Source organism: Hymenobacter polaris (assembly GCF_012927305.1).
In the GTDB taxonomy this organism is placed as follows: domain Bacteria; phylum Bacteroidota; class Bacteroidia; order Cytophagales; family Hymenobacteraceae; genus Hymenobacter; species Hymenobacter polaris.
In genome coordinates this window covers 826,808-850,155 of sequence record NZ_JABBGH010000003.1, presented here as the reverse complement: position 1 = coordinate 850,155, position 23,348 = coordinate 826,808, and the positions used below count along the sequence as shown (strand labels likewise).

Genomic DNA, 23,348 nt, shown 5'->3' with positions numbered 1-23,348 from the left:
GGGATTATAGGCTTTTCATCGCCAACATATTCGGCCGGGAGTGCGAGGCTACTTTGTAGAAAGCTCTAGGCGCATGGGCGTGTGCGAAGTAGTAGAAGTAATTAGGCTAAAGCAGGCAAACTAAACCGGCAACCGAACCCCTAGGGCCCACGTCTCTGTTATAGCTTTTTACTAATTCTCCCATGCCCGCCCACGCCCGCTTCCCCCTCATCAGCCAAGACCCGACCGTGCGCGGCGGCCGGCCCTACTTTACCGGCACGCGCATCAGCGTAAACGACGTGCTGGAATGGATGGGTAGCGGCATGAGCGAAGCCCAGATTTTGCGTGATTTCCCGCAGCTGACCTCCGAAATGCTGCACGCGGCTCGCAACTTCTCGCGCGACCGCGGGCAGTGGCTGCAGTAACGCCTGGCTTCGGCTTGCCCTTCGGCGGCTAGGGCGTAATTTTGATTTTCGGCTGCTGCTCCCCTTTTGAGCCGGCCCCTGGAATTATGGCTTTGGATAAAAACGAAGAGAAACTGCAAGCCGCCCTGGCCGCCGCCGCGGCCGTGAAGCGCAAAAGCGGTCTGGGCCGGGGCCTGAACGCGCTGATTGAGGGCAGCTACGAGAAGAAAGGCGAGAACCGCGAGCGCCTCGTGCCCCACCCCATGAACTCGGTAGGCCAAATTCCGGTGGAGCAGATTGAGGCCAACCCCTACCAGCCCCGCACCCACTTCGACCAGGATGCGCTGGCCGAGCTGGCCGACAGCATTAAGATTCAAGGGATTATCCAGCCCGTGACGGTGCGCCAAACCGGCACCAACACCTACCAGCTTATTTCGGGCGAGCGCCGCCTGCAAGCCTCCAAGCTGGCGGGCCTGACCAGCATTCCGGCATACATCCGCAAGGCCGACGACCAGCAGATGCTGGAAATGGCGCTGATTGAGAACATCCAGCGCGAAAACCTCAACGCCATCGAAATCGCCCTCAGCTACCAGCGCCTGCTAAGTGAGTGCCAGCTGCGCCAGGAGGACCTAGGGGAGCGTGTGGGCAAGAACCGCAGCACCGTTACCAACTACCTGCGCCTGCTGAAGCTGCCGCCCGACATCCAGATTGGCCTGCGCGACGGCGTGATTGGCATGGGCCACGCCCGCGCACTCATCAGCATTGAGGACCCGCAGCAGCAAGTAGGCCTCTACCGCCGCATCGTCACCGAGGACTTATCGGTGCGCCGCGTGGAGGAGTTGGTGCGCCAGGGCGCCGGCCGGCCCGAAGCCCCGGCCGATAAAACGGCGCCCAAGCAAGCCGCGGCGCCCGCCGTGCCCGCCGCCGAGCTGCGCCGCACCGAGCGCGTGCTTACCGACCACTTTGGCTCTAGGGTGCAGCTGCGGCCCACGGCCCAGGGGCGCGGCGAAATCAAAATCGCCTTTGATTCGGTGGAGGACATGCAACGGATTCTGCATATTCTGCACCCTGCTTAAGCGTCGCCGGGGCACTTGCCGGTCGGCGTTAGCAGCTTGCTTATGAAGACGATAGAAAACGTAGCCGCCGCACGCCGGGGGCGCCTGGGCTGGGTGCTGGCCCTGCTACTAGCTTGGGCGGCGAGCCCGGCCCTAGGGCAGGTGCTGCCCACTAACCCCAACGGCACGATGGTAAACCCGGCGGTGCCCATTGTGCGCCCCGACACGGCGACTGTGCGCAAGCCTACTAAAAAGCAGAAGCGCGAGCAAGCCGCCGCCGACTCGGCCCGCCGCACCGAAAAGCTGTTCGGCTTGCGCCTCACCAAGCCAGCCAAGGCAGGCTTCCTGGCCATTGCGCCCGGCGGCGGACAGATTTACAACAAAAAATACTGGAAGCTTCCCATCGTGTATGGGCTGGTGGGGGGCCTAGGGTACTGGATATACTACCAGCAGCGGCTCTACAAGCAGTTTAGTTTTGCGAACGGCACGGTGGCTTATACCGACGCCACCGGCCAGCTGATAACCAGAGCCAAGCAGATAACTGATTCCAAACTTTTCGGCGACAGCGATAGCGAGCGGCAGTTGCAAGCTCAGCTCGCCACCGCCTCTACCGACAACCCCGCCGCCATTACTAACAGCCTTATCTCGGCCCGCCGCTTCCGCGATTTATCCATCCTTTTAAGCGCAGTAGGCTACTCGCTTACGGTGCTCGACGCGGTGGTGGACGCCCACTTGAGCGAGTTTGACGTGAGCGACGACCTTTCGCTGCGCTGGCAGCCGGCGGCGCTGCCGGTGCCGGGGCAGGCGGCCTTTGCGCCGGGCCTGATGCTGACGCTGCACGCGCGCAAGTAGTCCCCGTCATAGCTCGTAAAAGAACGTCATGCCGAGCTTGCGAGGAATCTCGCTCGCACTACCTAGGAATCGTTCGGGTATCGTTCAACACTATCGGTGAGATTCCTCGCAAGCTCGGAATGACGTTCTTTTACGAGCTACTGCTTAACTAGTTAAACATGAAAATTCTCCTTATCGGCTACGGCAAAATGGGCCAGACCATTGCGGCGTTGGCTTCGGCGGCCGGGCACGAAATCGTTGGCATCGTGGACCACCAAGCTTCTGATTCGAAAATAGCGGACTTCACACCCGACCAGGTTGATGCCGCCATTGAGTTTACGCACCCCGAGTCGGCCTTCGAGAACGTGGCCGCCTGCCTGCGCCAGGGCCTGCCGGTGGTGTGCGGCAGCACGGGCTGGCTGCACCGCTTCGAGGAAGCCCAGCAGCTGGTGGCCGACACCAACGGCGCGCTGTTCTACGCCTCCAACTACAGCGTGGGCGTGAACCTGTTTTTCCACTTCAACGAGTATATCGCGGCCAAGATGAACCAGTTTGCCGCCAGCTACGACGTGCAGCTGACCGAAGTGCACCACACCCAGAAGGTAGACCAGCCCAGCGGCACGGCCCTCACGGCGGCCCAGGGCATCCTGGCCCACTTCCCCAGCAAGACCACCTGGCGCAACGCCCCCGCCCAGGCTCCCGAAGAGCTGGCCGTGCTTAGCGAGCGGCGCGGCGACGTGGTAGGTATTCACGAAGTGCGCTACGCCTCAACGGCCGATACCATTACGCTGCGCCACGAAGCCCACTCGCGCGAGGGCTTTGCCCAGGGCGCGCTGCTGGCGGCGGGCTGGCTGCCGGGCCGCCACGGGGTATTTGGCATGAATGACTTGCTGGGGTTGTAGGGGCCTAGGGTAAAAAGAACGTCATGCTGAGCCTGCCGAAACATCTCTACCGCGTTCCTATGGTATCGTTCGGTAGAGATGCTTCGGCAGGCTCAGCATGACGTTCTTGTACATTTGAGATTCTTAGCTATCCTGGGTACCAACGCGGTACTTCACTCCGTTCTCTAAGTTGTTTATTTGCCGAACATTCGGCCTATTTTTCCATGCTGCTTCGCAAAACCGAACCCACGGCTCCGCCCAAGCCTCCTAAAAGCAAATCCCGCGAGTGGGTCGATTCGCTGCTGTTCGCCGTTATCGCGGCTACGCTCATCCGCTGGGCCACGTTTGAGGCCTACGTCATCCCGTCGCCGAGCATGGAGCACTCACTGCTGGTGGGCGACTACCTGTTTGTGAGCAAGCTGCACTACGGGCCCATCACGCCCCAAACGCCCCTGCAAGTGCCGCTGACGCACCAAACGGTGCCCATCTTTAATTTCAAGAGCTACTCCGACCTCATTCAGCTGCCCACCTACCGCTTTCCGGGCTTCAGCTCCATCAAGCGCAACGACGTGGTGGTGTTTCACGTGCCGCACGAGCAGCAGTACCCGGCCGACCTGCGCACCAACTACATCAAGCGCTGCATTGCCATCGCGGGCGATACGCTGGAGATTCGCCAGGGCCAGATATTCCTGAACGGACAGCCGGGCGCCATTGCTGGGCAGCCCCAAACCTCGTACTTCATGCAGGTGACGGAAGCCAACGACGAGGTGCGCCAGGCCCTGCACGACCACGGCGTGGTGAACTACGACGAGCCCGACGGCATGCCCGTCGCGGGCACCGACCCCGCCACCGGCGCCGTGGGCTACACCTTTAGCTGCCCGGCCGACGTGGCCGCCTACTTCCGCCAGCAGCCTTACGTGAAGAAGCTGGAAGTAACGGAGCCCGAAGGCCTTACGCTTTTTCCCGACGCGGCTGACTTCCACGTATCGGGGGCCATGAGCGCCACGCCGCGCCGCTGGCAGCTCGACAACTACGGCCCGCTGCCCGTGCCCAAGAAGGGCCAAACTATTCAACTGACGCCGGCCAACGCCGCGATTTACTACAAAATCGTGAGCCAGTACGAGCACAACCAGAACATCACTTGGAAGGACGGCATGATAGCCCAGAACGGCCAGCCGCTGACCAGCTACACCATCAAGCAGAACTACTACTGGATGATGGGCGACAACCGCCATAACTCGGAGGACTCGCGCTTCTGGGGCTTCGTGCCCGAAGACCACGTGGTGGGCAAGGCCGTGCTCATCTGGCTCTCGCTCGACCCCTTCGGCGACGCCGCCCACAAGGTGCGCTGGAACCGCTTGTTCCACACCATTGACTAGCCCCAGCAGTTGCTTACCGGCCCTAGGGTAAGTTCTTGGCGGTAAGCCGCCTGCCTGTTGCCAAAGCCCCGGTGCCACTCGGCATCGGGGCTTTTCACTGCTCGGCAAAAACGCCTTGGGCGGTGCCGGGGCCCTAGGGCCTGGCCCGGGTTTGAATCTTCGCTGGCAGGCCCTTGTTTATCAGGCAAAAGCTAGTAGCTTGCATAAACTTCGTTTTCGCCTGTTTGTATGGACCAAAAAGTGCTTGTACTCAATGGCGATTACACCGCCATTACTTTATGCAGCGTGCAGAAGGCCTTCGTGCTGCTGTTTCTTGATAAAGCCGAGATGGTGGCGAAGTCGGAAGGCGCGTTGCGCTCCATTTCGCAGGAGTTTCCGAAGCCCAGCATCATTCGCCTGGCCCGCTACGTGCGCGTGCCCTACAAGGGCATTGCCCTGAGCCGCCACAACATCTTTAAGCGCGACCAGTACGAGTGCCAGTACTGCGGCTCGACCAAGACCCTGACCCTGGACCACGTGCTGCCCCGCTCACGCGGCGGCGACTCGGGCTGGACTAACCTGGTAACGGCCTGCTCGCGCTGCAACCACCACAAGGGCCAGCGCACCCCCGCCGAGGCCAACATGCCCCTGCGCACCCAGCCCAAAAAGCCCACGCTCACGGGCTTTCTCAAGTTGAGCGCCGGTACCATCGACCAGACCTGGCACGACTACCTGGGCTAACAAAAAACCCCGCTGCTGATGGCAGCGGGGTTTTTTGTTAGCCGGGGGGCCTAGGCCCTAGCGGGTCTGGTTTTCGTAGCGGGTGGCGTTGTTTTCTTCGCGCACGGGCTGGGTCGAAGCGTCGTCCGTGTCGTAGTAGTCCTGCACCGGCTGGCCATTCACGAAGGTGAGCAGGTCGCGGTTCAGGCGGTCTTTCGAGGTGATGAGCAGGCCGTGGGGCTCGCCGTCGTAGCCCACAATCTGCGAGCCGGGCACCAGGGGCGCGGCGGCCTTGGCGCCAGTTTCGGGCGGCACAATGTCGTCAGCAGTACCGTAGATGAAGAGCGTGGGCACCTTGATGGTACCCATATCCTGGCGGAAGTCAGTTTCACCAAACGCTTTGACGCACTGCGAGGTGGCGCGGGGCGAGGCCGGGAAAGCCAGCATGGCCGTCCAGTCGAGCACGCCCTGGCTTACCGGCTTTGAGAAGGTGCCCTGGCCGTAGAACTTCTTGCCGAAGTCGGAGAGGAAGCCGAAGCGGTCCTTGCCGAGGTTGGTAATCATATCGTCAAACGTCGATTTATCAACGCCCGAGGGGTTGTCGCCGGTTTTGAGCATGAAGGGCGCTACAGAACTCACAAACACCACTTTAGATACGCGGGCGCCGTTGTGGCGGCTCATGTAGCGGGCCACTTCGCCGCCGCCCATCGAGAAGCCTACCAAGGTCACGTTTTGCAGGTCTAGCTCGTCGAGCACGGCTTTCAGGTCGTCGGCTAGCGTATCATAGTTGTAGCCATCCCAAGGTTTTGACGACTGGCCGAAGCCGCGGCGGTCGTAGGCAATGACGCGCACGCCGTGCAGGGGCAGCTCGGCCAGTTGGTACTCCCAGGAAGCGCCCGAAAGCGGCCAGCCGTGGATGAGCACAACCGGGTTGCCCTGGCCGTAGTCGCAGTAATGTACGTGGAGGTCTTTGCCTTGGGCATCTTGCCCTATTTTGATGTAGCTCATGAGAAAAGGAGGAGTGGTGAACGGGAATTTGCTAGGTTTACGCAAAGGACCTGGGAGTGGGTATTAAATGACATAATTTTATTGTGAACTTGCTTAAAACATTGCCTACCACCACGCTAAACCATCTATATTAAGCTGGTGCTTAGCTTGCTCGCCGGCGCCCGCTGCCGCTAGCTGGCTTTCGGCGGCTGCTGCTGCTTGTTGTTTGTCTTTCGCCTGCCTACCCGTCCTTTGCGCCCATGTTTTCTCCGACCCGTTCTTTGCGGTGGCTGGTGGCCCTAGGGGGCTTGGCCGCCTGCCAGTCGCCCACCAGCCAAAGCACCGCTACTACCACCCAGCCCCCCGCTGCCGCGCCTGCGGCCCCCACCGAGGCCACGGCCGCCGTGGCTAGCTCGCCGGGCACGGCCTACCATGCGTACCGCGGGCAGCTGCCGGGCCAGGCCGACAGCATCACGCTGCACCTGGTGACGGCGCCAGCCCGGTTTTTTGCCTTAGGCAGCGGCCCCGGCCACCGCGGCAGCTACTACGGCGCCGACGGCCACCCTTACCAGCTGCAAAGCCAGCTCAGCACCGCCCCCGATAGCGTGGTGCTCAACGACGTGAGCCCTGAGCGCGCCAGCGGCCCTAGGGGCGAGGCGCCGGTGTGGCGGCTGCGCCAGCAGCCGGGCGGGGCGCTGGTGGGCACCGTGGCGGGGCGCCCCGTGCGCCTGCGGCTATTGCCCGCGCCGGCCGGCACGCTCACGCTGGCCGTGCGCTACTTTGCCGATTCGCTGGCGGCCTTCCCGCGCCAGGCCAAGTCGCCCCGCGCCCGCCTGAGCTGGCAGGCGCTAGTGCCCGCGGGCGGGCCCGCCGCGCCGCGCCAGGCCCTGCAAGCCAGTATGCTGCGCGACCTGCGCGGCGATACCACCGACGCCCGCGCACCCCTAGCCCTGCCGGCCCTGTACAAGCAGCAGCGCGATACCTTCTTCACCGACTACCGCGCCGAGCTGGCCGCTACCCCCGCCCCTACTGACACTAGCGACACCGGCTCGTACCGCGCCACCCTCAACTACGAGCAGCAAACGGCCAGTTACGTGCTCTTTCGAGGGGGCGACTTGCTGAGCGTGGCCTATTTCACGTATGACTACAGCGGCGGGGCGCACGGCAACTACGGCACCACCGGCGCCAGCTACGACCTGCGCACCGGCCGCCGCCTGCGCTACGACGATATTTTCCTGCCCAGCGCCGCCCCTAGCCTGCCCGCGCTGCTGGCCACCGCCGTGCGCCCCTTGGTGGGCCTGAAGCCCGGCGAAGCGCTCGACAAAACGCTGTTTGTGAAGCGAATGCCAATCACGCACAACGTGTACCTGACGGCGGGCGGCGTCGTGTTCACCTACCAGCCCTACGAAATTGCGGCCTACGCCCAGGGCGAGGTGGCGGTGTTTCTGCCCCTGGGGCAGGTGCGCGGGCTGCTGCGCCAGGGCCTGCCGCTACCAAGCGCCGCGAGCGTAGCCGCGCGCTAAGGTTCTCCTTTCCCAGCACCCTAGGCCCCTTTATGCTTGCCAACCCCGCCCGCTTTGCCGAAGCCTGCCGCCTCTTCGACGCGGCCAATGCCGACGACCCCACTCTGGAGCTTGATGACCACGGCCAGCCCGTGCCCAAAGAGCTGCTGTATGCCCAGCGCATGAGTGCCTGCCTGGCCCGCGTGGCCCCCGACGCCCCCGAGGCCGTGCAACTGGCTGCCCGCAGCCAGCACATCCGGCGCTGGCACATCCCTAGGGCCGACTTCCCGCTGACGCGCCCCGGCTACCACCAGTGGCGCAACACCCTCAAGCAGTACCACGCCGAGCTGGCCGGCGAGCTATTGCAGCAGGCTGGCTACGAGGCGGATGCGATACTGCGCGTGCAGCAGCTACTGCGCAAGGAGCGCCTGAAGGATGACCCCGAAGTGCAGCTGCTGGAAGACGTGATTTGCCTGGTGTTTCTCGAGCATTACTTCCTGCACTTCGCGGCCCAGCACCCCGAGGAGAAGGTCATGGAGATAGTGCGCAAAACCTGGCCTAAGATGACCGAGCGCGGCCACGCGCTGGCTTTGCAGCTGCCGTTTTCGCCCGAGGCGCTGGCGCTGGTGACGCGGGCGCTGGGCGGGTAGCGCCGGGCGGCTAGTTCAGTACGGCCTTGGGGTCGGGTTGCTCGTAGTCGGGCAGCTCGATGTCGCCGGTGGGCGGGCTGGCCAGCAGGGTGGTGAGCTGCCGGATGCCCGGCGCGGCGGATATGTGCAGCACCGTGCGCAGCAGGACCAGGCCCAGGCGCGACTGCGGGTTGAAGATGCGCGGGGTCGTTTTGGACACGTCTTGGCCTTTTTCCACGTAGGGGCGCAGCCGCTGCTCGTAGGCGGCGAAGGCGGCCGGGTAGTCGGGACCGTGGCGGTGCAGCTCGCCGGCCAGCACGTAGCTGCCCACGATGGCCTCGGTGGTGCCCACGCCAAAGGGGCCGGAGCACCAGGCGGCGTCACCGGTTAGCGCCACGCGGCCCCTGGTCCACTGGCTGAGCTTCACCTGGCTCACCAGCTCGAAGTAGAAGTCGTCGGCCGCGTCCAGTCCGGCCACGATGCGGGGGGCCTCCCAGCCGGCGTCGGCAAATACTTCGTGCAGCTTTTGCTTCTGGGCGGCCACGGGCAGGTTTTCGTAGCCGGCCGGTTCGTGCTGCCACAGCAGCAGGGCGCGGGTGGTATCAGTATTGTCGGGGCGCAGCCAAAGGCCGCGGCCGCCGGGCGCGTTGTAGGCGCGGGCAATCTGGCCGTCGCCCGCCGCGCGCGCAATGGTGAAGTAGGCCACGTACAGGTCGTAGGGCTTGCGCGTGACCTCGGCTTCGAACAGCAGCTGGCGCGTAGAGGAGTTGGCCCCTTCGGCCGCCACCACCAGGTCGAACTGCTCCGGCTCGCCGTGCGCGAAGGTGACGCGCACGCCCGCGTCGGTTTGTTCTACCTTTTCAATGGTATCGCCGAAGCGGTAGCGCACCTGCTCGCGGCTGTGGTCGTAGAGCAGCCGGGCCAGGTCGCCGCGCAGGATTTCCAGCTCGGCCGTCAGGCCTTCGCCCCCTACCTGGTCGTTGTCGAACTCGGCCACAGGTTCGTTGTGCTCGTCGACGTAGGCAAAGCCCTGCTCGCCGGTATTGTGGTCTTTCACGGCTTGCAGCAAACCCATCCGCTCGAGTATCGGGCGGGCGGCCCCGCGCACGTCGATGTTCTGGCCGCCGTCGCGGAACTCCGGTGCCCGCTCCACCACCGTTACGTCGAAGCCATAGTGGTGTAACCACCAGGCCAGGGTCGGGCCGGCAATGCTAGCCCCGGTTACTAAAACACGCTGATTCATAGAAAAACAGAAAGAGAGTGAATAGGTGGCTGGCCCCTGGGGGCCGGCCCGCCCGGCAGGTAGTCGTCCTTAAAATACGCAGCCGGCGGCCGGGTGTTCAGGGCAGCCCGCGCCGGGCAACACCCCAGCTGGCGCAGGGCGTTACGCCCCCTCCCGCATCCCCACCACCTCCCCAATAAATATCAGCGCCGGGTACGTAATGCCCGCTGCCGCCACCAGGGCCGGCAGGTCGCGCACGGGGCCGGCTACCGATTTGCGTTGCGGCAGCGAGGCGTGCATGACCACGGCGGCGGGGGTGGCGCCGCGGCCCTCGGCCTCGTAGGTGGCCACGATGTGGGGCAGGGCCTTCATGCCCATGTAGACGACCACCGTGGAATTGCTTTGCATGGCTAGGCGTAAATCGGCCGAGAGCGAGCCGTCCTTTTTGGTGCCCGTCAGCACCCAAAAGCCCTCGCTCACTTGCCGGTGCGTGAGGGGAATATCCTCAAACCCCACGGCCTGCATGCTCGAAATACCTGGCACGTAGTGCGCCGCGATACCGTGGGCGCGGGCAAAGAGCATTTCCTCGAAGCCCCGGCCGAAGATGAACGGGTCGCCGCCCTTGAGGCGCACCACGCGCCCTAGGGTCCGGGCTTTTTCCAGGATAAGCTGGTGAATGACCTCCTGCGGGGTGTACTCACCGTAGGGTTTTTTGCCCACGTACAGGCACTCGCAGGCGGCCGGTGCCAGGGCCAGCAGCTCTTGGTTGGCGAGGTTGTCGTAGAGGATAACGTCGGCCGATTGCAGGATGCGGTAGGCCTTGAGCGTCAGCAGCTCCGGGTCGCCGGGGCCGGCGCCCACTACGTATAGCTCGGGCAGAATAGGGAGTCGGGCCATGACAGAAAAAAAAGGGCTAGGGCGCGGGACAGGCAAGTAGGGATAGCTGCCGACCAACGGCCGCCGCAACAAGCGGCACCAGTTTCAAGGTGCAGCTACTAAACCATCGGCTAGCTACAAAGGTGAGTAGCTACCACAGCTACTTGCCTGGCGGCTGATAAAGGGGGATGGCCTATCAAGCTATAAACGACTGTAGTACTGCCCTTCGTTTTTAAGGTGTTATTTCGAAACTTTATATTAAATTTCTTTTACACCCCCTATTGCTTTAAGGGTTATTTTGTTTAAGTTTGCTGATATAGTTTCTAAACACCTTTAATTATAAGGTCATTTTCAAATACCTTATAAAATAAAAGGCTGCTTTCTCTCGCTCCTTCCCCTCTCCCACCCCTCGACTTCGCCAATTCATTTTTCACTACCCGATTTCTTAGGATAGTATGGCAATGCAGGGAAACCCTACCGTGGTCGTTATCGGCAACGGCATGGTCGGCTACAAGTTTTGCGAGAAGCTGCTCGCCAAGTCGACCGATTTTAACGTGGTAGTATTTGGCGAAGAGCCGCGCGTGGCTTACGACCGGGTGCACCTGAGCGAATACTTCGGCGGCAAAACCGCCGACGACCTGCTGATGGCGCCCACCAACTGGTACCGCGACAACGGCATCACCCTGCACCTGGGCGACGCGGTGCAGGAAATCGACCGGGCCAGCCAGACGGTGCACGCCCGCAGCGGCCTGGTGCAGCCCTACGACTACCTGGTGCTGGCCACCGGCTCGTCGGCCTTCGTGCCCGACATTCCGGGCGTGGAGCAGGCCGGGGTGATGGTGTACCGCACCATTGAGGACCTGGACGAGATAAAGGCCTATGCCGCCACCGCCCGCAGCGGGGCCGTGCTGGGCGGCGGCCTGCTGGGCCTGGAAGCCGCCAAGGCCCTGCTCGACCTAGGGGTGCCGGAGGCGCACGTGGTGGAGTTCGCGCCCCGCCTGATGCCCCGGCAGATTGACGCGGCCGGCAGCGCCATGCTCCAAAGCAAGCTGGAGGCCCTAGGGCTGAAGATTCACCTCAGCAAGGCTACGTCGAGCATTGTGGGCGAGGGCAAGGTGGAGAGCTTGCACTTCGGCGACGGCTCGGTGCTGGAGGTGGATATGCTGGTGATTTCGGCCGGCATTCGGCCCAGGGATGAGCTGGCCAAGCTAGCGGGGCTGGACGTGGGCATGCGCGGCGGCATCGTGGTGAATGATGAGATGCAAACCACTGACCCGCGCATCTTTGCCATTGGCGAGTGCGCCCTGCACGGCGGCATGATTTACGGGCTGGTGGCGCCCGGCTACGACATGGCCGAGGTGGTAGTAAGCCAGCTGCTGCGCGGGGCCAGGGCCTTCACGGGCTTCGATATGAGCAGCAAGCTCAAGCTGATTGGGGTGGACGTGGCCAGCTTCGGCGACCCGTTCATTGCCGAGCCGCACAGCCGCGCCATCGTGTACGAGGACGCGCACAACGGCATCTACAAGCGCATCAATATCAGCCCCGACGGGAAATACTTGCTGGGCGGCGTGCTAGTAGGCGACGCCGAGGCCTACAGCATGCTGCTGCAAACGGTGAACAACAAGCTGGCCCTACCGCCCCACCCGGAAGACCTCATCCTAGGGGCGCGCGGCGGCGAAGAAGCCGCCGGGGCCGGCGTCATGAGCTTGCCCGACGAAGCGCTGGTGTGCTCGTGCGAGGCCGTGACCAAGGGCATGATTTGCGACGCCATTGAAACCCAGGGTATCACAGACCTGGCGGGCCTGAAGAAGTGCACCAAGGCTGGCACCGGCTGCGGCGGCTGCGTGCCGATGGTCAAGGACCTTATCAACGGCGTACTCACGGCCCAGGGCGCCTACATCAAGAACGTGCTGTGCGAGCACTTCGACTACTCGCGCCAGGAGCTGTTCGACCTCTTGAAAATCAACGACATCCGCACCTACGACCAGGCGCTCGACCGCTTCGGGGTGGGCGATGGCTGCGAGGTGTGCAAGCCGGCGGTGGGCAGTATCCTGGCGGGCTTGTGGAACGATTTGATCATCAAGCAAAACGTTATCCAGGACACCAACGACCGCTACTTGGCCAACATCCAGAAGGGCGGCAGCTACTCGGTGATGCCGCGCATGGCTGGCGGCGAGGTGAGCCCCGAGCAGCTGATAGTTATCGGCCAGATTGCCCGCAAGTACAATCTGTACACCAAGATTACGGGCGGCCAGCGCATCGACATGTTTGGGGCGCACGTGAGCGACCTGCCCGACATTTGGGAGGAGCTGGTGAACGCGGGCTTCGAGAGCGGGCACGCCTACGGCAAGAGCCTGCGCACCATCAAAAGCTGCGTGGGCAGTACCTGGTGCCGCTACGGCCTGCACGACAGCGTGAGCCTGGCCATTGAGTTGGAAAACCGCTACAAGGGCATCCGCTCGCCCCATAAGATGAAGAGCGGCGTGAGCGGCTGCGTGCGCGAGTGCGCCGAGGCGCAGGCCAAGGACTTCGGGGTGATTGCCACCGAAAAAGGCTGGAACCTCTACGTATGCGGCAACGGCGGCGCCAAGCCCCAGCACGCCCAATTGCTGGCCGCCGACATCGACAAGGAAACGCTGGTGAAGTACCTCGACCGCTTCATCATGTTCTACATCAAGACGGCCGACCCGCTGATGCGCACCGCCACCTGGCTCAACAAGATGGACGGCGGCATCGCCTACCTGCGCAACGTGGTGGTGAACGACAGCCTAGGCCTCTGCGCCGACCTAGAGGCTGAAATCGCCCTGCTCATCGCCAACTACCACTGCGAGTGGCGCAAGGTGGTGGAAGACCCGGAGCTGCGCAAGCAGTTCACCCACTTCGTGAACGTGCCCAAGTCGAAAGACCCCACAATGGAGTTTGCGGAAATGCGCGGGCAGAAGATGAGTTCGGCCTGGTAGGTGCGGGTCGCCTAGGGGTGAGGCGGCGCGGACTGCAATTAAAAGCTAGAAACTAGAGCTAGTTCTCCTCTCCTTTTTGGAGAGGGGCTAGGGGTGAGGCGCACCGCAGAGGACGACCTGCATCCAAAATCAATACAATCAATATTTTATGGAAGCTGCACTTGCCGTTACCTGGCTGCCCGTGTGCCAAACCACTGACATTCCGGCCGATGGCGGGGCCTGCGCCTTGGTAGCGGGCGAGCAGGTGGCCATCTACAACTTCGCCCGGCGCGGCGAGTGGTACGCCACCCAAAACCTGTGCCCGCACAAGCAGCAGATGGCGCTGGCGCGGGGCCTGGTGGGCAGCACCGGCGAGCTGAGCGTGCCCAAGGTAGCCTGCCCTTTCCACAAGAACACGTTTTCGCTACTTACCGGCGAGTGTTTGAGCAGCAGCGATTTGCCTGGCATCCGCACCTACCCGGTGAAGGTAGAGGGCGGCGTAGTGTACGTGGGACTGTAGCGCAGTGGCGCGGGCTTCGTAGTTCGCAGCCCTAGGGGTAGCAGTGGGGCACTCGTCGGGTCACAATATTCCTATAATCAAGCATTTCATTCAAAAATACTTTCCTATGGAAGCCGAATTGACTACTCAGCAGCCGCTAAGCCGGCTCAACGTCTTCTCGGGTAGGGGCATGCAGATGCGCACGTTCCAGCTAACCTGGCTGACGTTCTTCTTTTGCTTTTTTGGCTGGTTCGGCATTGCACCGCTTATGCCGCTGGTGCGCGAGCAGCTGCACCTGGATAAGGGCCAGGTGGGCAACATCGTCATTGCTTCGGTGTCGGCCACCATTTTGGCGCGCCTGCTCATGGGCAAGCTCTGCGACACTATTGGGCCGCGCAAGGCCTATACCTGGCTGCTGGTAGTGGGGGCTATTCCGGTGATGCTCATTGGCTTAAGCAATAGCTACGAGAGCTTCCTGCTGTTTCGCTTCTGCATTGGCATCATCGGGGCCTCGTTCGTCATCACTCAGTTTCACACCTCCATGATGTTTGCGCCGGGCGTTGTGGGCACGGCCAACGCCGTGGCCGGCGGCTGGGGCAACCTCGGCGGCGGCATTGCCAACCTGGCCATGCCCCTGGTAGCCGCCGCTTTTGTAAGCCTAGGCTTCGTCGACAAAGCTAACTCGTGGCGCTACGCCATGGTGGTGCCGGGCGTGCTACTACTGGTCATGGCCACTTTGTACTATCGCTACACCCAGGACACGCCCCGCGGCAACTATACCGACATTGACCGCGAGCGGGCCGAGCGCAAGGAAGGCACCTTCGGCATAGCCCTGCGCGACTACCGCACCTGGCTACTGGCGCTGGCCTACGGCGCGTGCTTCGGCATCGAGATTACCATCGACAACGTGGCCGCTACCTACTTCGTGGACAATTACAAGGCGTCTCTTATTCTGGCCGGCGCGCTGGCGGGCATTTTTGGCGGCATGAACGTCTTTGCCCGCGCCCTGGGCGGCATTGTGGCCGACCGGGCTGGCCGCGCCTACGGCATCCAGGGCAAGTGGCTGCTGCTGAGCGGCGTGCTGGTGCTCGAAGGTATTGGCATCGTGTTCTTCTCGATGGCGCCTAGCCTCACGCTGGCCATTACGGCCATGCTATTCTTCGCCCTGTTCCTAAAAATGGCCAATGGCACTACCTATTCCATCGTGCCCTTCGTGAACCGGCAGGCCATTGGCAGCGTGAGCGGCATTGTGGGGGCGGGCGGCAACCTGGGGGCCATGCTGGTAGGCTTCCTCTTCAAATCCAAGGAAATCAGCTACAGTACGGCTTTTCTCTACATCGGCCTCGGGGTGGCGGCCGTGGGCGGCGTGGTGCTGCTGGTGCGGGCCTTCGCCGCCAAGCGCGAAGCTGCCGAAGCCCCGGCCATGGCCCTAGCGGCCTAGGCCCCCAGTGAAGCGCACAACTCTACCATGCCAACTCCTACTCCCAAACCATCTATTTGCTGCTACTGCGGGGTGGGCTGCGGCGTGCTGGTAGCGCCGCTGCCCGGCGGCGACGTAAGCGTGGTGGGCAACCCCGACTACCCCGTCAACCGCGGGGCGCTGTGCAGCAAGGGGCTGAACCTGCAGTACACCGTGAACGACCGGAGCGACCGGCTGCTGCACCCGCAGATGCGCTACAGCCGCACCCGGCCTTTGCAGCGCGTGAGCTGGGACGAAGCCCTGCAACGCACGGCGGCGGTATTTAAGACGTTCATCGCGAAATACGGGCCCGACTCGGTGGCCTTCTACGCCTCGGGGCAGTGCCTGACGGAGGAATATTACGTGCTCAATAAGCTCATGAAGGGCTTTATCGGCAGCAACAACCTCGACACCAACTCGCGCCTGTGCATGAGCAGCGCGGTGGTGGGCTACAAAATGGCCCTGGGCGAGGACAGCGTGCCGGTGTGCTACGACGACCTGGATTTGGCCGACTGCTTCCTGGTGGCCGGCGCCAACCCCGCCTGGTGCCACCCCATTTTGTGGCGCCGCGTGGAGGCCCGCAAGGCGGCGCACCCCGCCACCAAAGTCATCGTCATCGACCCTAGGGCCACCGACACCTGCGCCCTGGCCGACTTGCACCTGCAGCTCATTCCGGGTACCGACGTGGTGCTGCTGCAAGCCATCGCGCGGGTGCTGCTCGAGAACGGCGACGTGGACGCGGACTTCCTAGCCCACCACACCGAAGGCTACGAAACCTACCGCGCGCTGGTGCTGGCCCGCCCCGTGGCCGAAAGCGCCGCCCTGTGCGGCGTACCCGAGGCTGACATTCGGCTGGCGGCCAGCTACATCGGCTCAGCTCAGGCCTTTCTGTCGATGTGGACGATGGGGCTGAACCAGAGCGCCGTGGGAGTCGATAAAAACCTGTGTTTGCTGAATCTGCATTTGCTGACGGGCCAGATTGGCCGGCCCGGCGCGGGGCCGCTCTCGCTTACCGGGCAGCCCAACGCCATGGGCGGGCGCGAGGTGGGCGGCCTCAGCAACCTGCTGCCCGCCCACCGCAACCTGGCCAACCCCGCGCACCGGGCCGAGGTGCAGCAGTTTTGGGGCAGCGGGCCGCTGGCCGCGCAGCCCGGCTACACGGCCACCGAGATGTTTGAGGCCCTCGAAGCCGGGCGCCTCAAGGCTATCTGGATAGTGTGCACCAACCCGCTCACCAGCCTGCCCAATGCGCGCCAGGCCGAGGCAGCGCTGGCCAAGGCCAAGTTCGTGGTGGTGCAGGAAGTCAGCAGCCAGCCCCAAACCCTGACCTACGCCGACGTGGTGCTGCCCGCCGCCGCCTGGGCCGAAAAAGAGGGCACCATGACCAACTCGGAGCGCCGCATCAGCCACCTGGCCAAGGTGGTGGACGCGCCCGGCGAGGCCCTGCCCGATGCCGAAATAATCTGCCGCTTTGCCCAGGCCATGGGCTTTCCGGGCTTCGACTACCCTAGCCCCGAGGCTATCTACCTGGAGCATATCCGCCTAACGGCCGGCACCAGCCTCGACAGTACGGGATTGAACTACAGCACCTTGAAAGAGCGCGGCTCGGTGCAGTGGCCCTACCGCGCCGGCCAGGCCGCGCCCGATACGCCGCGCCTGTTCACCGACCACCGATTCTATACTCCCAGCGGCCGGGCGGTGCTGCACGCGCCGGCGGCCAGCTTCCGCAGCGAGGCGCCCGACGAGGAGTTTCCCTTCGTGCTCACCACCGGCCGCATCCGCGACCAGTGGCACACCATGACCAAAACGGGCAAGGTGAGCAAGCTGACCAAGCACCTGCCGCAGGCTTTTCTGGAGCTGCACCCCCAGGATGCGGAAGCCCTAGGGGTGGCCGAGGGCGAGCTGGTGACGGTAAGCTCGCGCCGGGGCGAGGTGCGGGTGGCGGCGCGCCTCAGCGTCGGCATCCGGCCGGGCGTGGTGTTTCTGCCCATGCACTGGGGCCGGCAGCTGGGCTCCGACCTGAACCGGGCCAACAACGTGACGTCGGGCACGCTGGACCCGCTGTCCAAGGAGCCCGACTTTAAGTTTTGCGCCGTGCAGGTGGTGAAGTACCGGCCCGCCCGGCGGCGCGTGGTGGTGGTGGGCGCCGGGGCCGGCGCCTGCGGCTTCGTCAAGTCCTACCGCGAAGTAAATCAGCAAGATGAACTGATTGTATTCAGCAAGGAAGACTTTCCCTTCTACAATCGCGTACTGCTGCCCGACTACCTGAGTGGGCACCAGCAGTGGGCGCAGTTGGTGAAGATGCAGGAAGCCGAAGAAACTGCCTACCGCCTCGAGGTGCGGCGCGGCGTGAGCGTGGAAAGTATCCACTGCGCCGAGAAGTACGTACTCGACTCGCATGGCCAGCGCACCGATTATGACGTGCTCATTCTGGCCACGGGCAGCCGGGCGGCGGTGCCGAGGGGAGTGCCCGCGCTACCCGGCATCTTCTCGATGCGCAGCCGCCTCGACGCCGACAATTTTCGGGCGCACCTGCCGGCCACCGGGGCCCACGTGGTGGTGGTGGGCGGCGGCCTGCTGGGCCTGGAAATGGCCGCCTCGCTGCGCGAAATGGGTACCCGCGTCACGATTATTCAGCGCACCTCGCGCTTTCTTGACCGCCAGCTTGATGCCCTAGGCAGCCAGCTGCTGCGCGAGGAAATGGCCAACCAGGGCTGCGAGTTGTATTTCAACGACGAGGTAGAGCTGTTCTACGGCCGCGCGCGCCTCACCGGCGTGGGCCTCAAAAGTGGCCGCCGCCTCGACTGCGATGCCGTGCTGCTGGCCATCGGCACGGTCCCCAACCTGGAGCTGGCCCGCGACTGCGGCCTGCGCTGCCAGCGCGGCGTGGTGGTGGATGCGCACCTGCAAACCAGCGACCCGAGCGTGTACGCCCTAGGGGAGATTGCCGAGTTTGAGGGCACGCTCTACGGCATTACGGCCGCCGCCGAGCAGCAGGCGGCGGTGCTGGCCCGCTACCTAGGCGGCGATGTGGTTGCCCACTACCAGGGCAGCACGTTCATGAATATTATCAAGATTCACGGCTTCGACTTGTGCAGCATTGGCCTGCCCGAAGCCCCTAATGCTATTGACTACGAGGAAATTGTCTTCATCGACAAAGCCCAGCGTTACTACAAGAAGTGCATCATTCACCAAGACCGGCTGGTGGGGGCCATTCTCATTGGTGATAAAAACGAGTTCCAGGAGTTTCGCGAGCTGATTGCCAACCGCACCGAGCTGAGCGACAAGCGCCTGCAGCTACTGCGCAGTGGCCGTCCCGCCGCGCCGGTGCTCGGCAAGCTGGTGTGCAGCTGCAACAACGTGGGGGCCGGCAACCTGCGCCAGGCCATTGCCACTGGCTGCGCCTCGCTGCGCGAACTAAGCGCCGCCACGGGCGCCGGCACCGGCTGCGGCTCGTGCCGACCCGAGGTGCAGCGCCTGCTGGAGGAGAGTTTGGTAGCGGTGGAATCGGCCTAGGGTCACCTCGCCCCCTAGCCCCCTCGCCTTTAGAAAAAGGGAACTAGCTTCAGCTTTTAGTTTAGCTTATAACGATATACTCTTTACGCATAACCACTTAGGAAGCTAGAGCTAAGTACTAGAGCTAGTCCCCCCTCTCTGAAGGAGAGGGGGCTAGGGGGTGAGGCGAAGCGTCTGCATCACATGCCCACCATCCGCATCAATCTGCCCGGCGGCCTCGTGCCGGCCGGCGACCTGCTCACCATCGTGGAAGCCGCTGAGGCGGCCGAGGCCGAGCACCTGCACCTGGGCACCCGGCAGCAGCTACTGGTGCGCGTGGGCGACGACCGGCAGCCGGCGCTGAGCGAGGCCTTGGCCACGGCCGGCATTGCCCACGAGGTCGATACCGAGCTGCACCCCAACATCAGTAGCTCCTACGTGGTGGAAGAAGTATTTCACCACACGGCCTGGCTGCGCGAGGGCGTCTACCAGGATGTACTGGATTCGTTTGATTTCCAGCCGCGCCTGAAAATCAACCTCATCGACAAAGGCCAGACCTTCGTGCCCTTCTTTACGGGCAACCTAAACTTTATCACCTCCGACACGCCCAACTACTGGTACCTATACGTGCGGTTTCCGAAGCATAACCAACTGTACTGCTGGCCTTCGCTGGTGTACTCGGAGGACATTGCGGCGGTGAGCGGCACCGTCGAGCGGGTGATACTCGGGAACCGCGAGCGGTTCTACGACCAACCAGGGGCAGATGGCACCTTACTGTACGGGCTGGTGAGCGCCCAGCATAGCTTTGGCTTCCAGCCCATTACGGCGCCGCTCACCCTGCCGCCGTTTACCCTGCCCTACTACGAGGGCTTCAACCGCTACGGCAGCAAAATCTGGCTCGGCATCTACCGGCGCGACGAGCAGTTTTCGTTGGCTTTCCTGAAGGAGGCGTGCCAGCTGTGCCTGCGCATGCGCATCGGCCAACTGTGCACCACGCCCTGGAAGTCGCTCATCATTAAAGGCATCGACCCCGCCGACCGGCCCCTGTGGGATGCCGTGCTGCGCCGCCACCGCCTCAACGTGCGCCACGCCGCCAACGAGCTAAACTGGCAAGTGGAGGACGAGTGCCCCACGGGCCTGGCCCTGAAGCACGAGCTGGTGCGCCACTTCAATGAGGAGGATATCCGAACCTACCAGCTGTGCTTCGCCATCAAAACCAAGCCCAAAACGGGCTTATTCGGCTCTATCGTGGTGCGCAGCCAGCAGGGCCACCTCAGCCAGGTTGGCCTGCACGCCGAGCAGTACGAGTTGCTGCACACCCGCGATTTCAACCCCAACAGCAAGGACTTCGTGAGCTTCCGCCAGCGCGTGAGCCGCGACAACCTACCCTGGTACCTGAGCCAGCTCTGCGACCAGTTTTACGAGCAGCAGGAGGCTGCCACCCTGCCCGCACCGCTGCTTGAGCCGGCCGCGCCCGCCGCCCCGGCCTACCAGCCCACGCTGCACCAGTGCCGCCACTGCCTCACCGTGTACGATGCCGCCTACGGCGACCCTGCCCAAGGCGCGGCGCCGGGCACCCCGTTCGAAGAGCTACTGGCCTACTACTGCCCCACCTGCGACGCCCCGGCAACCGATTTTGCCAGCGTAGGTGAGCACCAGCTGACCGGGGCACGGTAGCGCTTCTAGCCTACCACTAATTTGCCCGCGGCCCTGGTCTTTGGCCCGGTGCCGCCCCTAGGGCCGAACAATTTGCTTGCGCGGCGCTTTCTGCTGGTAGCCAGCGCGGCGCGTGCCCGGCGCCCTCCCCCCCAAGATGCCCGACCAAAACCCGCTGTTCCCGGCCTTTCTGCAACTCGAAAACCTGCGGGTGCTGCTCGTAGGGGGCGGCAATGTGGGCCTGGAAAAGCTCACGGCCATCCTGCGCAACAGTCCGCGCACGGCCATCACGGTCGTGAGCATCACCCTGCTGCCCGAGCTGCGCGCGCTGGCCGCCCGGCACCCTAGGGTGCAGCTGCTGCAAAAAGCCTTCGCCGAAACTGACCTCGACGCCCACGACCTCGTGTTTGCCGCCACCGACGACCCCGGCCTGCACCGCGCCATTGTGGCCGCCGCCCGCCCGCGCCGCCTGCTCGTAAACGTGGCCGACACGCCCGCGCTGTGCGACTTCTACCTTTCGTCAGTAGTAGTAAAGGGTCAGCTGAAAATAGCCATTTCCACCAACGGCAAGTCGCCCACCGTGGGCAAGCGCCTGCGCGCCGTGCTCGAAGAAACCCTGCCCGACGAGCTAGACGAGGTACTGGCGCAGATGACCATCATCCGCGGGCGCCTGGCCGGCGATTTTGCCCATAAGGTTAAGTCGCTCAACGCCGTAACTGCCGAACTGGCGGGAGGCCGCGCCTACGAGTCGCCCGCTACCCGGCGCTGGCGGCGGGTGGCTATCGGTTCGCTGCTGGCCCTAGGGGCGGTGGTGGCCGAAAGGATGGTGCGCAGCAGGCCGTAGCGCCAGCTTTGCGCCTTGCCTTATTGCAAATAGTAGTGCCGGATGCGGTTCAGGTTGTCATCCAGCTCGTACACCAGCGGCACGCCAGTCGGGATTTCGAGCTTGGTCACTTCCTCATCCGACAGGTTGTCAATGTACTGCACCAGCGCCCGCAGGCTGTTGCCGTGGGCCGATACGATAACTTTCTGCTGGTTGCGCATGGCCCGCACAATGCGCTCGGTCCAGAAGGGCATCACGCGCGCCATCGTTTCGCTCAGGTTCTCGGTTAGCGGCAGCTCGCGGTCGGTGAGGTGCTTGTAGCGAATGTCATGGCCCGGAAAGCGCGGGTCGTCGCGCGTCACGGCGGGCGGCAGGGCGTGGGGGTCGCGGCGCCACTTCTGCACCTGCTCCTCGCCGTATTTCTCGGCGGTTTCGGCCTTATTGAGGCCTTGTAGCGCGCCGTAGAACCGCTCATTCAGCCGCCACGACTTTTGAATCGGAATCCAGAGGCAATCCGCCCCATCAAGCACGTAATCAAGCGTTTTGATAGCGCGGCGCAGCACCGACGTGAAGCCCTGGTCGAAGGTGTAACCGTTCTTTTTGAGAATCTGCCCGGCGTTGCGCGCCTGCTGGCGGCCGGTGTCAGTCAGGTCCACGTCGGTCCAGCCGGTGAAGCGGTTTTCGAGGTTCCATTGGCTTTCGCCGTGGCGGATAAGCACGAGTTTTTCCATTGCTGCGATTTTTTTACCAAACAGCAAGCGGGTTGGTTTGTCAGCTAATATTGAAACAATTCCACAAGCCGGTCACCTATCTCCTTGGCTGTATCGGTTGCAATCGCTCCGAGCTTCTTCACTAGCCGCGCCTTATCTACCGAGCGAATATGGTCGAGCGCCACCTGCCCAGCTTTGTCCTGAAACTGGCAATCGACCCGCGACGGATACGCCCGCTGCGCACTCGTTAGGGCGGCTACCGTAACGGTGCGCAAATAGCGGTTCAGCTCATCGGGCGAAATGACCACGCACGGCCGGGTCTTATTGATTTCGCTGCCTTGGGTTGGGTCCAAGTTCACCAGCCACACCTCGAAGCGCTGCACGGTAGTTACCATTGCCACTCGTCTTCTTCAAACTTCGCATCCGAAAACCCTTCCAGCAACTCCCCTTCTGGCTCTTGGCCGTCAGCCATGGCTGCTTGCATCTGGGCTGCCCAGCCTTGTCGAACTGGGCGTATTACTGGGGCAATGAGCAGGCCTTCAGGCGTAGGGCGCAGTTCCACTTCGCCGCTTAGGTGATACTGTTGCAGCAGCTTTTTAGGCAGAACAATTCCTTGGGAATTGCCGACACGGATGAGGCGAGTTTGCATGATATAAATGTACGTACAAAATAATTACAAATATTCATGAAAAATTCCGCTCTCTTGGTTCTGCAGATATGCCTCTTCGCTTGTAGCTTGACGCCAAAGCCGGTCGGAAAGCGCGTTTATTTAGCCAAAGGCAACATATCGCTCATTTTACCAGATAGCTCACTTGCATACAGCAAACCTCTTTTCTTCGCACCTGATTATGGGCCCAATCCTGATTATAAAGAAACGGGTGCTCATTATTTCAGTCCTGATTCTAGTATAAGAGTAAGCGTTGTTGTAAGAGCAAATCCTACCGGCATCTTAGTGGGGGTACCATGGAAGCTCTTAACTAATTCAAAAAATATACAACAGTATAAGGAAGAGCTTATTGCAAAAAACCACGGGTTAGCTATAATTGAAACACAAGTTACTGACAGTTCAACTCGCAGGTTGACATTAACTTATAGACTGCCGCAGCAAAAAGAAGCAGGATGGCGTGGCCAGGCAAGCTACAATAGCGCGCTAACTATATATGGTGACTATCGAATAATTGAATTATATTTTTCAGCACCCGATACAGAAGCAAATCGCAAAGCCATAAGGGCTGCTTCAGCTAGCGTAATAATTAATCCTAATTTTTTAAAAGCAGTAGCTAAACCTTATCTACAAAGGGAGTATCGGGACTAGCAAAACTC

21 protein-coding genes are annotated in these 23,348 nt (G+C 62.6%); 15 read left to right on the top strand and 6 right to left on the bottom strand.

The window, feature by feature from the left end; all coding sequences use genetic code 11:
• Positions 1-182 precede the first annotated feature (182 nt).
• The 6 genes from HHL22_RS20130 (at position 183) to HHL22_RS20105 (ending at position 5,249) form a co-directional block, all read left to right on the top strand.
• Entirely contained in the window at positions 183-404 is a 222-nt protein-coding gene (locus HHL22_RS20130) for a DUF433 domain-containing protein (RefSeq protein WP_169533175.1), read from the top strand.
• 86 nt (positions 405-490) lie between these two features.
• Positions 491-1,459 carry a ParB/RepB/Spo0J family partition protein gene (locus HHL22_RS20125; RefSeq protein WP_169533174.1) on the top strand — a complete coding sequence of 323 codons (969 nt, stop codon included), beginning with the start codon at positions 491-493 and terminating at the stop codon, positions 1,457-1,459.
• A gap of 42 nt (positions 1,460-1,501) precedes the next feature.
• Positions 1,502-2,290, top strand: coding sequence for a DUF5683 domain-containing protein (locus HHL22_RS20120; RefSeq protein WP_169533173.1), 789 nt, complete (start codon positions 1,502-1,504; stop codon positions 2,288-2,290).
• Positions 2,291-2,448: 158 nt separating this feature from the next.
• Positions 2,449-3,171, top strand: coding sequence for a 4-hydroxy-tetrahydrodipicolinate reductase (dapB, locus tag HHL22_RS20115; RefSeq protein ID WP_169533172.1), 723 nt, complete (start codon positions 2,449-2,451; stop codon positions 3,169-3,171).
• A gap of 203 nt (positions 3,172-3,374) precedes the next feature.
• Entirely contained in the window at positions 3,375-4,529 is a 1,155-nt protein-coding gene (gene lepB / locus HHL22_RS20110; protein WP_169533171.1) for a signal peptidase I, read from the top strand.
• A 228-nt stretch (positions 4,530-4,757) separates the two neighbouring features.
• Positions 4,758-5,249, top strand: a complete 492-nt coding sequence (locus HHL22_RS20105; protein WP_169533170.1) for an HNH endonuclease — start codon at positions 4,758-4,760, stop codon at positions 5,247-5,249.
• A 57-nt stretch (positions 5,250-5,306) separates the two neighbouring features.
• Here the strand turns inward: HHL22_RS20105 and HHL22_RS20100 are convergent, their stop codons facing one another.
• Positions 5,307-6,236, bottom strand: a complete 930-nt coding sequence (locus HHL22_RS20100) for an alpha/beta fold hydrolase (protein ID WP_169533169.1) — start codon at positions 6,234-6,236, stop codon at positions 5,307-5,309.
• Positions 6,237-6,475: 239 nt separating this feature from the next.
• Here HHL22_RS20100 and HHL22_RS20095 point away from each other — a divergent pair, with 239 nt between their 5' ends.
• The gene (locus HHL22_RS20095; RefSeq protein WP_169533168.1) at positions 6,476-7,738 is read left to right on the top strand and encodes a DUF3298 and DUF4163 domain-containing protein; all 1,263 of its coding nucleotides are present in this window, start codon (positions 6,476-6,478) and stop codon (positions 7,736-7,738) included.
• Between the two features lie 32 nt (positions 7,739-7,770).
• Entirely contained in the window at positions 7,771-8,367 is a 597-nt protein-coding gene (locus tag HHL22_RS20090; RefSeq protein ID WP_169533167.1) for a DUF4202 domain-containing protein, read from the top strand.
• Between the two features lie 10 nt (positions 8,368-8,377).
• Here the strand turns inward: HHL22_RS20090 and HHL22_RS20085 are convergent, their stop codons facing one another.
• Positions 8,378-9,589, bottom strand: coding sequence for an FAD-dependent monooxygenase (locus HHL22_RS20085; protein ID WP_169533166.1), 1,212 nt, complete (start codon positions 9,587-9,589; stop codon positions 8,378-8,380).
• A gap of 141 nt (positions 9,590-9,730) precedes the next feature.
• The gene (cobA, locus tag HHL22_RS20080) at positions 9,731-10,465 is read right to left on the bottom strand and encodes a uroporphyrinogen-III C-methyltransferase (protein ID WP_195809337.1); all 735 of its coding nucleotides are present in this window, start codon (positions 10,463-10,465) and stop codon (positions 9,731-9,733) included.
• 434 nt (positions 10,466-10,899) lie between these two features.
• Here cobA and nirB point away from each other — a divergent pair, with 434 nt between their 5' ends.
• The 6 genes from nirB to HHL22_RS20050 all read left to right on the top strand — a co-directional run bounded on the left by nirB (position 10,900) and on the right by HHL22_RS20050 (position 21,336).
• The gene (nirB, locus tag HHL22_RS20075) at positions 10,900-13,404 is read left to right on the top strand and encodes a nitrite reductase large subunit NirB (protein WP_206680746.1); all 2,505 of its coding nucleotides are present in this window, start codon (positions 10,900-10,902) and stop codon (positions 13,402-13,404) included.
• 148 nt (positions 13,405-13,552) lie between these two features.
• Positions 13,553-13,903 (top strand): nitrite reductase small subunit NirD, encoded by a 351-nt coding sequence (gene nirD / locus HHL22_RS20070; RefSeq protein ID WP_169533165.1) that lies wholly within the window; start codon positions 13,553-13,555, stop codon positions 13,901-13,903.
• Between the two features lie 106 nt (positions 13,904-14,009).
• On the top strand, positions 14,010-15,323 hold the full coding sequence (locus tag HHL22_RS20065; protein WP_169533164.1) for an MFS transporter: 1,314 nt from the start codon (positions 14,010-14,012) through the stop codon (positions 15,321-15,323).
• 27 nt (positions 15,324-15,350) lie between these two features.
• Positions 15,351-18,857: a nitrate reductase gene (locus HHL22_RS20060; RefSeq protein ID WP_169533163.1), complete on the top strand. Its 3,507-nt coding sequence runs from the start codon at positions 15,351-15,353 to the stop codon at positions 18,855-18,857.
• Positions 18,858-19,040: 183 nt separating this feature from the next.
• Positions 19,041-20,513 carry a rubredoxin gene (locus tag HHL22_RS20055; RefSeq protein ID WP_169533162.1) on the top strand — a complete coding sequence of 491 codons (1,473 nt, stop codon included), beginning with the start codon at positions 19,041-19,043 and terminating at the stop codon, positions 20,511-20,513.
• A gap of 136 nt (positions 20,514-20,649) precedes the next feature.
• Positions 20,650-21,336: a precorrin-2 dehydrogenase/sirohydrochlorin ferrochelatase family protein gene (locus HHL22_RS20050; protein ID WP_169533161.1), complete on the top strand. Its 687-nt coding sequence runs from the start codon at positions 20,650-20,652 to the stop codon at positions 21,334-21,336.
• Positions 21,337-21,356: 20 nt separating this feature from the next.
• Here the strand turns inward: HHL22_RS20050 and gpmA are convergent, their stop codons facing one another.
• Genes gpmA through HHL22_RS20035 form a run of 3 tightly spaced genes read right to left on the bottom strand, consistent with a single transcriptional unit; the run spans position 21,357 to position 22,674 of the window.
• Positions 21,357-22,046 (bottom strand): 2,3-diphosphoglycerate-dependent phosphoglycerate mutase, encoded by a 690-nt coding sequence (gene gpmA / locus HHL22_RS20045; RefSeq protein WP_169533160.1) that lies wholly within the window; start codon positions 22,044-22,046, stop codon positions 21,357-21,359.
• 44 nt (positions 22,047-22,090) lie between these two features.
• Entirely contained in the window at positions 22,091-22,420 is a 330-nt protein-coding gene (locus HHL22_RS20040) for a type II toxin-antitoxin system PemK/MazF family toxin (RefSeq protein ID WP_169533159.1), read from the bottom strand.
• A complete protein-coding gene (locus HHL22_RS20035) occupies positions 22,414-22,674 on the bottom strand; it encodes an AbrB/MazE/SpoVT family DNA-binding domain-containing protein (protein WP_169533158.1) in 261 nt (86 codons plus the stop codon). The genes HHL22_RS20040 and HHL22_RS20035 overlap by 7 nt, the downstream gene beginning before the upstream one ends.
• A gap of 36 nt (positions 22,675-22,710) precedes the next feature.
• On the opposite strand from HHL22_RS20035, the gene HHL22_RS20030 reads away from it, so the two are divergent.
• Positions 22,711-23,340 (top strand): hypothetical protein, encoded by a 630-nt coding sequence (locus HHL22_RS20030; RefSeq protein WP_169533157.1) that lies wholly within the window; start codon positions 22,711-22,713, stop codon positions 23,338-23,340.
• Positions 23,341-23,348: the final 8 nt, after the last annotated feature.